Here is a 12730-nt window from a genome sequence, read left to right as displayed (position 1 = left end):
TTTCTTCTTCAAAAACTATGTTCCACACCGGGAAAGGCGCCAGATTTCACCTCAATCACATAACGCATCACTCCATCGGCAATACCTTGTGCGTCCTGCATATAATTCTTCACAAAGCGTGCTTTTTTGCCTGGGTAAATATCCAGCATATCGTGCAATACCAGCACTTGGCCGGAACAAGCCGCACCCGCGCCTATGCCTATGGTGGGAATAGAAACATTGGCGGTAATTTCTGCGGCCAGCAGCGCTGGCATAGCTTCCAACACCATCAATCCAGTCCCAGCCTGCTCGACGATTACCGCATCTTGCAACAGACGCTGAGCGTCAGCGTCATTTTTACCCTGCACTCGATAACCACCCATCTGGTGCACCGATTGCGGTGTAAGCCCGATATGGGCACATACTGGAATGCCCCGCCCGGTAAGGAAGGAAATAGTCTCAGCCATCGCCGCACCGCCTTCAAGTTTGATCATCTGCGCGCCCGCTGCCATCAGGCGCGCGGCATTTTCAAATGTTTTTTCCGGGCTGACCTGAAAGGTGCCGAACGGCATATCGGTGATTATGAATGCCTGTTTCGATCCACGGACTACACAAGCTGTGTGGTAAACCATCTCATCCAAGGTCACCGGCAGGGTAGTTTCATGTCCTTGCAATACCATGCCGAGCGAATCGCCCACCAACAACGCGTTCACGCCACCTGCTTCGAGCAACGCCGCAAAGCTGGCGTCGTAACAGGTTAATACAGCGATTTTTTCGCCTTGATTACGTAACGTCTGCAATGACGTTAATGTCGTTCGCATCATGCTCCTCTACTAAAGAATTCACGTTGCCCGCGCATCCCCTCGATACGCTGTAACAGAAAAGCGAAATCTTCGTCGCTATCCACAAAATTTAAATTCTCACTGTTCACGATAAATACGGGCGCCGTGTCGTAATGATAAAAGAAATCGCTATAAGCTTGCGCCAGACGCATCAGGTAGGAATCAGCAATCTGCCGCTCGTAAGGTGCAGCACGTTTGTGCACGCGCTCAACCAAAGATTCCGGCGAGGCTTGCAGGTAGATTACCAAGTCCGGTGTAGGCACTTGCGGTGCCAGGTTGCGGTAGATGTTCTGGTAAAGCGCAAATTCATCATCGCTAAGATTCAAGCGGGCAAACAGCACATCCTTGTCGAACAAATAATCCGCCACGGTACTGGCGCGGAATAAATCCATTTGTGCCAAATCCCGTAGCTCATTAATTCGTTGAAGCAAGAAGAACAATTGAGTAGATAACGCATGACGTGCAGGATCTTCATAAAATCGTGCCAAAAAAGGATTTGCTTCGGGCTTTTCCAGCAGTGCAGTCGCTTCAAAATGTTTGGCAAGACGGCGTGCCAGGCTGGTCTTGCCCACCCCGATCGGCCCTTCGACCACTACGTAACGGTACCTATCAAACAACATCTACAATTCGCTCCAATTGCTGTTGCTTACAACCTAGTAACGCTTCTGCCACCGCACCCACACCAGGAATAATACAATCCGGTGCGATTTCCAGTAATGGGCGCAACACAAATGCGCGCAGGTGCATCTGCGGATGAGGAATGGTCAAGCTGTGCTCATGGTGACGCAAATCATCATACAACAGCACATCCAAATCCAGTGTTCGCGGTGCGTTACGAAATTCCCGCGTGCGGCCACACTCGCGTTCCAGTCCAAGTAGCGCATCCAGCAGGGCACGTGGACTCAAAGTTGTTTCCAGTTGCGCTACTGCATTAATGAAATCTGGCTGTTCGAGATAACCTATTGGCGCACTACGATAGAACGCAGAACTCGCCAATACTTGGATATGTGGCAAACTGGCTAATGCCCGCAAAGCGTGTAATAACTGTTTGCATGGGTCATCCAGGTTACTGCCCAAGCCAATGAAAGCCGTATGCTTGGAATTCATTCTTAAAATATGCCTTATGCGATTTCAGCAGGATGTGTGCAGCGACACGATAACTATCGCATTTTAACGAAAATAGGCAGTCAAAATGACGATGTCTCGTTTACTTCCCCATCTGCAAATGATGGCTTCCGTGAGACTCATCATTTAGTAGACGGTTCCGCTTGTACCGTTATGCCCGGTTTCTTGCGACGACGGCGTTTCTTGACCCCTTCGTCAGGCAATAGCATTTCGGCGCGGCGTTCGTCCTTGGCATCCTGGAACTCGTCCCACCACAAACCCAGTTGCGAATCCACCTCGCCACTTTCACAACGCAGTAGCAAAAAATCATAAGCAGCGCGAAAGTGCGGTTGAGACAACAAGCGAAATGGCCGTTGCCCACCACGCTGCCCGAAACGAGGTTGTAATAACCATAAATCCTTCATGACTGCATCATAACGACGTGGAATGGCGATTTGCGCCTGCTGCCTGTCAAGTACCTCGTCCATCGCTGCATGTAGCGCTGCAACTGGACGTTCGCCTGCTTCCTGATGCACTTTCCAGGCAGACAGTACATCGTGCCACAGTAGCGCGGCAAACAGGAAAGCGGGTGATGCAGATTTCCCATCATGAATACGCTGATCGGTATTCTGCAAAGCCAGCATGACGAACTTTTCGCCCAAAGGCTGCTTCAATATCACATCCAGCATTGGCAACATTCCATGGTGTAAATCCATAGACCGTAGTTTCTTGACGCACTCCACCGCATGGCCCGATAGCAGCAGCTTAAGCATCTCATCCAGCAGGCGTGCCTGTGGCACGTTACCCAGCAGATCTTTCATTTTTGCAATGGGTGCGGCGGTAGCAGCCTCCAGCTTCATGCCCAGCTTGGCCGACAAGCGCACCGCACGTAGCATGCGCACGGGATCTTCGCGGTAACGTACGGCCGGATCACCGATCATGCGCAAGGTATTGGCGCAGATGTCGGCATAGCCATTGTGATAATCGTAAATTTCCTGACTGGACGGATCATAAAATAGCGCGTTAGCGGTAAAATCGCGTCGCGCCGCGTCCTGCTCCTGATCGCCAAATTCATTGTCACGCAGCAACCGACCATGTTCATCAGTTTCTGCCTCTTCACTCTCTATCTTGCGGCGAAAGGTGGAAGTCTCCACCGTTTCCTCGCCGAATAATACATGCACCAAACGGAAGCGCCGCCCGATAATGCGCGAGCGACGAAACACGCGGCGCACTTCTTCCGGCGTGGCGTCGGTTGCAATATCAAAGTCTTTAGGGTGACGGTTGAGTAATAAATCGCGCACCGCACCGCCCACGACAAAAGCCGAGTAACCAGCCGCCTGCAAACCATCCGTCACCCTGCGCGCAGCGGGGCTAATACCATCGCGACTAACGCCATGTATCTCAAAGGGGATGATGTGACATTTTCCTTCTATCCGAGTGCGGGCAGATTTTCCGAATATGCGCTTGAACAGCTTTTTTATCATTGCTTTCTACTGTGACAGAAATGCCGCAACAAAGCCGCGACATAATTAGAAGCGGGGATTATACACCCGCTACAAACCAGCGCTCTCCCTCCACGGACAGCTCGCGTAACAGACACTGATATAGCGCCTCTAAGTGTGCGCGTGTCAGCAACTCTTGCGCTGTACCATACAGCACATGGCCATCAGCAAACTGCATCAGTACATGATCGCAACAGCGCTGCGCCCACAGCGTGTCATGCAGCACCATCATAAGCGCACACCCTTGCTCCTTCAAGCGGCTGAACACTTGCATCGTCTGTGCCTGATGGCGCAAGTCAAGATGCTGTAATGGTTCATCCAGCAAATAACACTGTGCCTGCTGCACCAGCGCTTGGGCAATTGCGGCACGCTGCTGTTCACCACCTGACAATGTATTGTATGGTCGTTGTGCCAGCCCTTCCAACTCCATCTGCACTAAAGCCTGCTGTGCCAGCGCTTCATCCTGTACGTTATAACCGAACAGCGAGGCGCGATGGGGAAAGCGGCCCAGCAATACATATTCCTGCACACTACCCCAGAATTCACCGCCTTCATTTTGCAGCAACACCCCAAGATGCCGCGCGAGGTTGCGCCGAGTATGAGCGGCCAGTGCCACCCCATTCCAACTCACCATGCCAGACTGTGGCGTATGCAAACCGGCCAGCGTTCGGAGCAAAGTGGTCTTTCCTACCCCGTTCTGTCCTAACACGCCCCAACACTCGCCTGGACGAATCATCATATCAAGTTCGCGGCATATCATCTTGCCGCCTATTGCTACTGTGAGTTTACGCACCTCCAAAAATGCTTGCATCAGCTCCGCCGACTCAATAACCACAGCAATACCGGCACGCCCAGCAGCGCAGTGAATATACCCACAGGTAATTGCAGCGGCGACCACAACATACGTGCCAAAGTATCGGCCAGCACCAAAAAGCTGCCACCCAATATTGTCGACAATGGGATAAGCCAGCGATGTGCACTGACACCAAGGAGGCGAATGGCATGCGGTATCATCAAACCGACGAAACCTATGCTACCGCCGAGTTGCAGCGCCGTCACAGTAAGCACAGCAGCAGCGAAATACAATCCCGCCTGCCAGCGACCAACCGCCACCCCCAGTGCCGCCGCCTTGTCCAGCCCACCCGCCAGCACATCCAGCCCGCCAGACCACACCATGGCGCACAACCCTACTGCCAGTAACACAAACCAGGCAAATGACAAACCTTGCGCATGCGACAAATCCCCCATCAGCCAGAACAACATGCCCTTCACCTGCTCACCTTGCGCCAATGTCAGCAGCAGGCTGATCAGCGCGCCGCAACCGGCAGAAAGCACCACTCCAGTAAGCAGTAGACGGTATATATTTCGCTCTCCGTGTCGAAAGCCCAAACCAAATACCGCAACTATAGCCAGCAATGCACCTGTAAACGAAGATAACTGCGTGGTAGCCAAACCCGCGCCGAGCAACATGGCGGCCAGCGCACCTACCGCCGCACCGCCGGAAATACCAAGGATATAAGGATCTGCCAGCGGATTGCGCAATAGTGCCTGCAACAGTACACCAGATAAAGCCAGCAGCCCGCCACAGACAAATGCCGCCAGTACACGTGGCAAGCGCAACTGCCATAACACCTCTGTTGCAGTGTCCTCGTTATTGCCCAACAAAGCGTACCACACCTCAATCGGTGCAAGTGGCAATGAGCCGTTCATCAGGCCAAAGCCTAGGCTCAGCGGGACTGCGCATAGCAGCAGGGGAAAAAGGACTCGTGGGGACATTATTTATTTGGCATCAGCATTCAATAAAAAACGCACGGTTTAACGTGCGCTTTTTTAGGCATAAATGATCAGTTAGTCCTTCAGTTATATGCGCATAAATTATTTTAGCTCGATGCTTGTAGCGCCTTTTCATTCGCGTCTTGATTGCATATTTTCATTGCATTTCATCAATCAAATAATGCGTTTCCACAACAGAACACAACGTACCGATTATGGTGCGCTTGCCATATTGCACTAGCCTTCAACGCAAAGTCAAAATACGCCAGTCATGCTGTTCTGCATGCTTGCGTAATGTTGCATCCGGATCGACCGCTATTGGATTGTTTACTTTCGCCAGCAATGGCAGGTCGTTCAAAGAATCGCTGTAAAAAAAACTATCAGAAAAACTATTCCATCCCCATCCTCGTTGCGCCAACCAGCTTTCCAACCGGGTAATTTTGCCTTCACGGAAACACGGCACGCCAGATACACACCCGGTAAATTCACCGTCCTTCTCTTCCGGCTCGGTAGCAATCAAATGTTCCACGCCGAATTCACGCGCAATCGGCGAGGTCACAAAACTATTAGTAGCAGTAATGATGATGCACACATCCCCCGCCGCACGGTGCCGTGCTACCAGCTCTTGCGCAGGTATAGTCATCATGCCACGCACCTTGTGCTGCATGAAATCGTCACGCCAGCCATTTAATACCTTGCGCGCATGGCGCGACAAAGGTTTCAACTGGAAGTCGAGGAACTCATAAATATCCAGCGTTCCCGCTTTGTATTGCTCATAAAAAGCCAAGTTTTTCGTCTCAAACAGTTCGCGATCGAGCACGCCCTGTTCGATGAGAAACTGAGCCCACTCAAAATCACTGTCACCATTCAGCAAGGTATTGTCTAAATCAAATAGCGTAAGGTTCACACAGACTCCAGGTTAAAAGTTTGCATCACTTCTTTCAGCAACGGTATCGAGGGCGCACGCTGCAAACGCAAACACTGCGCGTCCAGAGCGTCCATCAGCCCGAGCAGTGCAGGCATATCACGTCGTCCGTGACGCAACAGATATTGCGTCACGTCGCGTGGCAGGATGAAGCCGCGCGCTTGTCCATGCTGCTCCAATGCTTGTGCCTTTTCTGCATCATTCAGCGCATGCACCTGATATACCAGCCCCCACCCCAACCGGGTGCGCAGATCATCACGCAAGTTTAAATGGGCCGGCGCAGATACACCGCTAACCAGCAACATGCCGCCGCTTTCGCGCACCCTATTATAAAGGGCGAACAACACAATCTGGGCAGCTGCATCTAGCAACTCAACATCATCCACTGCAATCACGGGAACCAAATCCGGCACAGCGCCATGAGCAAAGACTGCGGACTGTCCCAATGAGCGTGCCTGCTCCACTGCTGCCTGCATAAGATGGCTTTTGCCACAGCCCACCTCGCCCCATAGGTAGAAACACCGTTCATTCGAGGTTCCTGCCAATGCGTGGTGCAATGCCGAGAGCAACTCAACATTGCGACCCGGTACAAAATTATTGAGCGTAGGTAACCAGTCCGGAGTGATGTTTAATAATAATTGCGTCATAAAAAATGAATCACGATACGCGAATAGGGATAACTACCATGCCTGGGGCATGGTTCAATAAAACCAACAATGCTGCTAGCCCTGGGAAGCGTTCAGCAGCACGCGAGCGTACCTCCTTGTAGTACAGCGAAGCGTTGAACGGTCATTTGGGTTAAAATATCACTAACAAAATGGCCTGCACTGTATCCCGAAGAAAGCGAGAACTCAACTTGAGCTTACCTGACACACTTTCCTACCGCGACGCCGGCGTAGATATAGCCGCAGGTGATCGTCTGGTGGAAAACATTAAACCATTCGCCAAACGTACGATGCGCCCGGAAGTTCTGAGTGGCATAGGCGGCTTTGGCGGATTAGTCGAAATTTCTAAAAAATACCGCGAGCCGGTGTTGGTGTCTGGCACTGATGGCGTAGGTACCAAATTGAAATTGGCGTTTGAATTGAATCGTCACGATACAGTTGGCATCGACCTGGTTGGGATGAGCGTCAACGATATTCTGGTGCAAGGCGCAGAGCCGCTATTTTTCCTCGATTATTTCGCCTGTGGCAAGCTGGATGTGGATGCTGCTACCGAAGTCATCAAGGGCATAGCGGCGGGATGCGAGCTGGCTGGTTGCGCGCTCATCGGCGGCGAGACCGCCGAAATGCCGGGCATGTATCCGGTGGGCGAATATGACCTCGCCGGTTTCGCTGTGGGTGTAGTGGAAAAAACCAACATCATCACCGGCGCTGACATTCGGCCTGGAGACATCGTGCTGGGGCTCGCCTCCAACGGCGCGCACTCCAACGGTTACTCGCTGGTACGTAAAATCATCGAGCGCAGCCAACCCGACCTCAATGCTAAATTTGATAGTGAGCGCACGCTGGCGGATTGCATTATGGCGCCCACGCGCATCTATGTGAAACCATTGCTGGCGCTGATGCAAACCCTTCAAATAAAAGGTATGGCGCACATCACTGGCGGTGGTCTGCTTGAAAATGTGCCGCGTGTGCTGCCTTCCAACGTTACCGCCGTGATTGACGGACTCGCCTGGCACACACCCAAACTGTTCGAGTGGCTCCGCGAACAGGGCAACGTAGCGCAACAAGAAATGTACCGTACCTTCAATTGCGGCATCGGCATGGTGGTTATCATGGACCAGAATGATGCCGCAAACGCAATTGCCCAGCTGATCGCCGCTGGAGAAACCGTATGGCGCATAGGCACAATTGAAGCGCGGATAGGTGATGAACCACAAACCCGAATCTGTTAACGTAACGATAAAGTCCATCGTTATTCTGATTTCCGGCCACGGCAGTAACATGCGCGCGTTGCTCGAAGCCGACCTGCCCTGTAGGGTAGCGGCGGTCATCAGCAACCGAGTCGATGCCCCAGGATTGGAAATTGCCAAACAGTATGGAATTACAACAAGGGTCGTGGCGCATCGCAGCTATCCAGACCGCGAGTCCTTCGACTCCGAGCTAGCTATCTGCATAGACAGCTATCGGCCCGACCTTATCGTGCTTGCCGGCTTCATGCGCATTCTCACCCCTCAGTTCGTGGCTCGCTATCAAAACAAACTTATTAACATCCACCCCTCGCTGTTGCCCGCATATAGTGGCCTGAATACTCATGCGCGCGCGCTCCAGGACGGCGTGAAGATTCACGGCTGCACCGTGCATTTTGTTACCAGCGACGTCGATCACGGCCCCATCATCATCCAGGCCGCAGTGCCGGTACTCATGGACGATACCCCGGCAACCCTGGCAGCACGCGTATTACATCAAGAGCATCGTATTTTTCCGCAAGCCATCCGTTGGTTCTGCAACGACGACATCAGCCTGAGTGCGGATGGCAAGGTGCGAATGAAACGTCTGGAACAGCCCGATTGCACACTAATCTCTCCGGAAATGGAATACGCTAATGCGTAACATTATTTACCTAGCCAGCTTGCTATTACTTGTTAGCATGGCACCGCAAGCACTATTTGCTGCTACGCCTGCCTTACCAGTACAGTTCACCACTGTTGATGCCCATTACGATGTACTCAAAGGCAATATTAAAGTCGCGACCATTTCCGAAACCTATACCCGTAAGCAGGGCGGCTACCATATTGAAAGCGTGACCAAAGCAATCGGCTTGCTCGCCATGTTCAAAGCAGAAGTTATCCGCGTCACCAGCGAAGGTACCGTGACAACCAAGGGCTTACGCCCACATACTTATATTCAGGAACGCAAACTCGATACCGAGCGAAATACGCGCGCCGATTTTGACTGGAAGACTAAAAACATCACTCTGACTGATCGCACCGGGAAACGCACGCTGCCGCTACCAGCTGGAACTCAAGACCGATTAAGCGCGATGTACCAGTTCATGTTCGCGCCCCTGCAAAATGCCACCGAGCTCAACTTCGACATGACTAACGGCAGTAAAGTGGACGAATACAGTTATCGCATTACGCCCGACCAAAACATGACAATTCCGCTCGGTACATTTAAGGCATTGTACGTAGCCAGCCCGCCGCAAGATGGTGAGAATCAAACTGAAATCTGGCTGGCAACAGAACATGGCAATTTTCCTTACAAAATGATCATCACCGAGTCCGGCGGTGACAAATTTACGCAGGTATTGACCCAAATAAATTTTGAGTAGCAATCATTCTGGGCTATTTATGAAATGAATTCTGGCACGCCCACCAGCCGCATCACTCTTGCCATCGCGCTGTCCGTGCTGTTGCATAGTGCAGCATTGTGGCTCTTTCAAGTAGAGTTGCCGAATAGCGAGGCGCTACTGCCACCGCTTACCGCTAAACTCGAAGCGATACCACTACAAGCCGACGTGCCCACTCCCGAAGTTGAACCTGCAAGCCCGCCAACCGAAACTGACAGTACTGTAACGCCCCTACCAGAACCCGAACCGGAATCAATACCTGTTGCAGAAGCATCATCTGCTGTAGCAGCCACTCCCGAACCTGAATCAATACCTGCTACAGAAGCAGCATCTGCGGTTGCAGCCATCCCCGAACCAGAATCAATGCCTGCTATTGAAGCAGCATCTGCCGTAGCAATCACACCCAAACCAGCATCAATACCTGCTACAGAAGCAGCATCGGTTGTAGCAGCCGTCTCCGAGCCGGCATCAATACCTGCTATTGAAACGGCATCTGCCGTAGCCAAGGTAGGAGAACCCGTAGCGCACCCATTACCCAAACACGCACAGTTAAAGTTTGCCGTCTACTTGGGCCAGGACCATTTTCAGATTGGTGAAATCACCCATCGGCTTGAAATTATTGAAGATAAATATATCCTGAAAGGGGAAACGCAAACAACCGGACTAGCCCGATTGTTCAAAAGCTATCAACTCATGCAAACCAGCCACGGCAAGGCTGGCAACTTTGGGCTGCAACCCGAAGGCTACGAAGAAGAGCAAAATGTATCCAGCGGTAAACAAAAAACGAATGCCGCCTTCAACTGGGCAGGAAATAAATTGCATTTTTCTCACGGCGGTGAAACTGAGTTGCCTTCTGGCGCCCAAGATATCTTGAGCTTTTTATATCAACTCTCACAACTTCCTCTGCACAATGAAATTTTATCGATTGCTATCACCACTGGCAAAAAACTTGAAAAATATGAACTTGAAATCGGTGCAGAAGAGGAAGTTATCACCCAAATGGGCAAGTTGCGCGCATTGCCTTTGCGCAGGCTGCATAGCGAAGGGGGAGACGGTATGGAAGTCTGGCTCGGGCTGGAATATCGCCTGCTGCCAATCAAGTTTCGCCAGATTAAAGGTTCCGGTGAAATGATCTTGGAAGTTGTTATTTCTGACATCCGTGTCGCGGACGAATAAGAAATTCCAAAGTCATGAAGCCCTGTCCTGTAAACTTCGCCTCCATTCCTGTGATTGCTTCCATCACCACTTCAATATTCTTACCCTAATTTAGAACCATGCTACTGACCGAATATCGCCTAGACCTCGTTATCCAAGCCCTGCGTAGCATTCTGCCGCTGGAACATCCCGCTGACGCTGTACTGCGCCACTTTTTTCAGCGCGAGCGCATCGGCTCCAACGAACGTGCGCTGGTGGCAGAAACTGTGTTCGGTGTGTTACGTCACCGCCTGTTTCTGGAACATGCCTGCGTCAACCAGGCCACACCGCGCCGCATGGCGCTGGCTTATTGGATCAAATTCAGCGGCTATAACCTGCGCGAACTCACTCCGCTTCTGAAACGCGATGAAGCCGACTGGCTGGGGCAAGTGAAAGCCATCACTCTTGCCGAATTATCTTTGTCGGTGCAGGCCGAACTGCCAGAATGGTTGGTCGAACAGCTGCAAATCACCATGACAGATGAAGCCATCCTCATGCTGGGGCGCTCCATGCAGCAACCCGCCGCACTGGATTTACGCGTTAACACCCTGCTCGCCACGCGCGACGAGGTGCTGCAAGCCTTGCAGGCAGACGGCATGGACGCGCAAGCCACGCCTTATTCCCCCATCGGCATTCGCCTGAAGGATAAGCCATCACTCACCAAGCACCCGCTGTTTCTCGGCGGAAAAATAGAGGTACAGGACGAAGGCAGCCAGCTGCTTGGATTTCTGCTCGCACCCAAGCGCAATGACATGGTTGTGGACTTTTGCGCCGGCGCAGGCGGCAAAGCACTTATGCTGGGCGCCATGATGCAGTCGCAGGGCAGGCTGTATGCGCTGGACGTATCTGAAAAACGACTGGCCAACCTCAAGCCACGTCTGAAACGTTCGGGGCTTAGCAACCTGCACCCGCAACTCATAGCACATGAAAATGACAGCAAAATAAAACGTCTGGCTGGCAAAATCGACCGCGTTCTTGTGGACGCGCCGTGTAGCGGATTGGGCACCCTACGCCGCAATCCGGACATCAAATTCCGCCAATCGTCCCAAAGCGTGACTGAATTCACCCAGTTGCAAACCTCTATCCTGGCCTCAGCCAGCAAGTTGCTCAAACCCGGCGGTCGCCTGGTGTATACCACCTGTAGTTTTTTGCCCCAGGAAAACCGCGCGATAGTCGATGCATTTCTTGCCGACCATCCAGAATTCACGTTACGTCCTGCAGGAGAAATTCTCGCACAGCAAAAAATCCCGCTGGAAGCGGAAGAGTGCCTGCAACTGTTGCCGCAACTGCACAGCACCGATGCCTTTTTCGCAGCGGTATTGGAACGGGTCAAAGCGGTTGCCCCGAACAACGTCGATCCTGCCTAAGTTTGGAAAAGGTAACCAGGAATTTATTCGAGCAATTTTACTGGTAACTTACTTCACCTATTTTGCTGCATTTTCTTGATTGAGCGCCATGCTGGATTTCACCGAATACACCAAGATTTTTATCAGTCTGTTCGCCATCCTTGATCCGATCGGGATCATCCCCATCATCATTCTGTTCACCTCCGGCATGACGGCACCAAAACGAGCCAAGGTTGGCCGCGTCGCATCACTGGCGGTATGCGTCATTTTGCTGGTTGCGTTATTGATAGGTCAGCCACTACTGGTTTTTTTTGGTATCAGCATCAGTTCATTTCGCGTGGCGGGCGGCATTCTACTGATGTTAATGGCCTTCAGAATGTTGAATGGTAACCTCTACACCTCCATCGAAGCCGATAATGACGGTGCTGGGGGCGAAACAAGCTCGATACATGCCATCGTGCCGTTATCCATTCCACTGCTGGCAGGGCCCGGCTCCATTAGCGCGGTGATTCTGGAGGCACACAAGGCGCACGGCATTGAGCATTATTTAATCATGAGCTTGGAAATTATGTTGCTAAGCGTAACGGTCTGGTTAGCCTTCCTGATTGCACCGTGGGTGGCGCAACGTTTGGGCAAGATAGGCATTGACGTATTTACTCGGTTAATGGGCTTGGTACTCGCGGCCATTTCCGTAGAGTTCATTGCGGGTGGAATACGTGGCTTATTTCCTACTCTTGGCTAATCCGAACGGGCGGGTGGAACGAGGAACGC

The 12730-nt window shown here is 52.0% G+C and carries 14 protein-coding genes; 6 read left to right on the top strand and 8 right to left on the bottom strand.

Annotated features, from left to right (window positions below; genetic code table 11):
* Window positions 1-8: 8 nt before the first annotated feature.
* From panB to hda, 8 genes are all read right to left on the bottom strand, one after another.
* Entirely contained in the window at window positions 9-800 is a 792-nt protein-coding gene (panB, locus tag W01_RS07805) for a 3-methyl-2-oxobutanoate hydroxymethyltransferase (protein ID WP_173055830.1), read from the bottom strand.
* Window positions 800-1441 carry a deoxynucleoside kinase gene (locus W01_RS07800; protein WP_173053582.1) on the bottom strand — a complete coding sequence of 214 codons (642 nt, stop codon included), beginning with the start codon at window positions 1439-1441 and terminating at the stop codon, window positions 800-802. Before W01_RS07800 ends, panB begins: the two co-directional genes overlap by 1 nt.
* Window positions 1431-1928, bottom strand: coding sequence for a 2-amino-4-hydroxy-6-hydroxymethyldihydropteridine diphosphokinase (gene folK, locus W01_RS07795; protein WP_173053580.1), 498 nt, complete (start codon window positions 1926-1928; stop codon window positions 1431-1433). Before folK ends, W01_RS07800 begins: the two co-directional genes overlap by 11 nt.
* A 140-nt stretch (window positions 1929-2068) precedes the next feature.
* The gene (pcnB, locus tag W01_RS07790) at window positions 2069-3409 is read right to left on the bottom strand and encodes a polynucleotide adenylyltransferase PcnB (RefSeq protein ID WP_173053578.1); all 1341 of its coding nucleotides are present in this window, start codon (window positions 3407-3409) and stop codon (window positions 2069-2071) included.
* 58 nt (window positions 3410-3467) lie between these two features.
* Window positions 3468-4238: an ABC transporter ATP-binding protein gene (locus tag W01_RS07785; protein ID WP_173053576.1), complete on the bottom strand. Its 771-nt coding sequence runs from the start codon at window positions 4236-4238 to the stop codon at window positions 3468-3470.
* Window positions 4238-5203 (bottom strand): FecCD family ABC transporter permease, encoded by a 966-nt coding sequence (locus W01_RS07780; RefSeq protein WP_173053574.1) that lies wholly within the window; start codon window positions 5201-5203, stop codon window positions 4238-4240. Before W01_RS07780 ends, W01_RS07785 begins: the two co-directional genes overlap by 1 nt.
* A gap of 241 nt (window positions 5204-5444) precedes the next feature.
* Entirely contained in the window at window positions 5445-6107 is a 663-nt protein-coding gene (locus W01_RS07775; RefSeq protein ID WP_173053572.1) for an HAD family hydrolase, read from the bottom strand.
* Entirely contained in the window at window positions 6104-6772 is a 669-nt protein-coding gene (hda, locus tag W01_RS07770) for a DnaA regulatory inactivator Hda (protein WP_173053570.1), read from the bottom strand. Before hda ends, W01_RS07775 begins: the two co-directional genes overlap by 4 nt.
* 170 nt (window positions 6773-6942) lie before the next feature.
* Here hda and purM point away from each other — a divergent pair, with 170 nt between their 5' ends.
* The 6 genes from purM to W01_RS07740 all read left to right on the top strand — a co-directional run bounded on the left by purM (window position 6943) and on the right by W01_RS07740 (window position 12701).
* Window positions 6943-8022, top strand: a complete 1080-nt coding sequence (gene purM / locus W01_RS07765; RefSeq protein ID WP_173053568.1) for a phosphoribosylformylglycinamidine cyclo-ligase — start codon at window positions 6943-6945, stop codon at window positions 8020-8022.
* Window positions 8023-8029: 7 nt separating this feature from the next.
* Entirely contained in the window at window positions 8030-8680 is a 651-nt protein-coding gene (purN, locus tag W01_RS07760) for a phosphoribosylglycinamide formyltransferase (protein WP_173055828.1), read from the top strand.
* Window positions 8673-9401 (top strand): DUF3108 domain-containing protein, encoded by a 729-nt coding sequence (locus W01_RS07755; protein ID WP_173053566.1) that lies wholly within the window; start codon window positions 8673-8675, stop codon window positions 9399-9401. Before purN ends, W01_RS07755 begins: the two co-directional genes overlap by 8 nt.
* 24 nt (window positions 9402-9425) lie before the next feature.
* The gene (locus W01_RS07750) at window positions 9426-10595 is read left to right on the top strand and encodes a DUF3108 domain-containing protein (RefSeq protein ID WP_173053564.1); all 1170 of its coding nucleotides are present in this window, start codon (window positions 9426-9428) and stop codon (window positions 10593-10595) included.
* 98 nt (window positions 10596-10693) lie between these two features.
* Complete coding sequence (locus tag W01_RS07745; RefSeq protein WP_173053562.1) at window positions 10694-11980, top strand: RsmB/NOP family class I SAM-dependent RNA methyltransferase; 1287 nt, start codon at window positions 10694-10696, stop codon at window positions 11978-11980.
* An 88-nt stretch (window positions 11981-12068) separates the two neighbouring features.
* Window positions 12069-12701, top strand: a complete 633-nt coding sequence (locus tag W01_RS07740; RefSeq protein WP_173053560.1) for an NAAT family transporter — start codon at window positions 12069-12071, stop codon at window positions 12699-12701.
* Window positions 12702-12730: the final 29 nt, after the last annotated feature.

Source organism: Candidatus Nitrotoga sp. AM1P, from assembly GCF_013168275.1.
Taxonomy (GTDB): Bacteria; Pseudomonadota; Gammaproteobacteria; order Burkholderiales; family Gallionellaceae; genus Nitrotoga.
Note: the sequence above shows the minus strand (reverse complement) of the source record. Positions and strands in the feature narration are given on the sequence as shown.

Bases quoted from the DNA above. Each gene is read 5' to 3' on its own strand.
- W01_RS07785 (WP_173053576.1), bottom strand. From the start codon at position 4,238: ATGCAAGCATTTTTGGAGGTGCGTAAACTCACAGTAGCAATAGGCGGC.
- purM (WP_173053568.1), top strand. From the start codon at position 6,943: ATGGCCTGCACTGTATCCCGAAGAAAGCGAGAACTCAACTTGAGCTTA.
- folK (WP_173053580.1), bottom strand. From the start codon at position 1,928: ATGAATTCCAAGCATACGGCTTTCATTGGCTTGGGCAGTAACCTGGAT.
- pcnB (WP_173053578.1), bottom strand. From the start codon at position 3,409: ATGATAAAAAAGCTGTTCAAGCGCATATTCGGAAAATCTGCCCGCACT.
- W01_RS07740 (WP_173053560.1), top strand. From the start codon at position 12,069: ATGCTGGATTTCACCGAATACACCAAGATTTTTATCAGTCTGTTCGCC.
- W01_RS07750 (WP_173053564.1), top strand. From the start codon at position 9,426: ATGAATTCTGGCACGCCCACCAGCCGCATCACTCTTGCCATCGCGCTG.
- W01_RS07745 (WP_173053562.1), top strand. From the start codon at position 10,694: ATGCTACTGACCGAATATCGCCTAGACCTCGTTATCCAAGCCCTGCGT.
- W01_RS07780 (WP_173053574.1), bottom strand. From the start codon at position 5,203: ATGTCCCCACGAGTCCTTTTTCCCCTGCTGCTATGCGCAGTCCCGCTG.
- panB (WP_173055830.1), bottom strand. From the start codon at position 800: ATGCGAACGACATTAACGTCATTGCAGACGTTACGTAATCAAGGCGAA.
- W01_RS07755 (WP_173053566.1), top strand. From the start codon at position 8,673: ATGCGTAACATTATTTACCTAGCCAGCTTGCTATTACTTGTTAGCATG.
- W01_RS07800 (WP_173053582.1), bottom strand. From the start codon at position 1,441: ATGTTGTTTGATAGGTACCGTTACGTAGTGGTCGAAGGGCCGATCGGG.
- hda (WP_173053570.1), bottom strand. From the start codon at position 6,772: ATGACGCAATTATTATTAAACATCACTCCGGACTGGTTACCTACGCTC.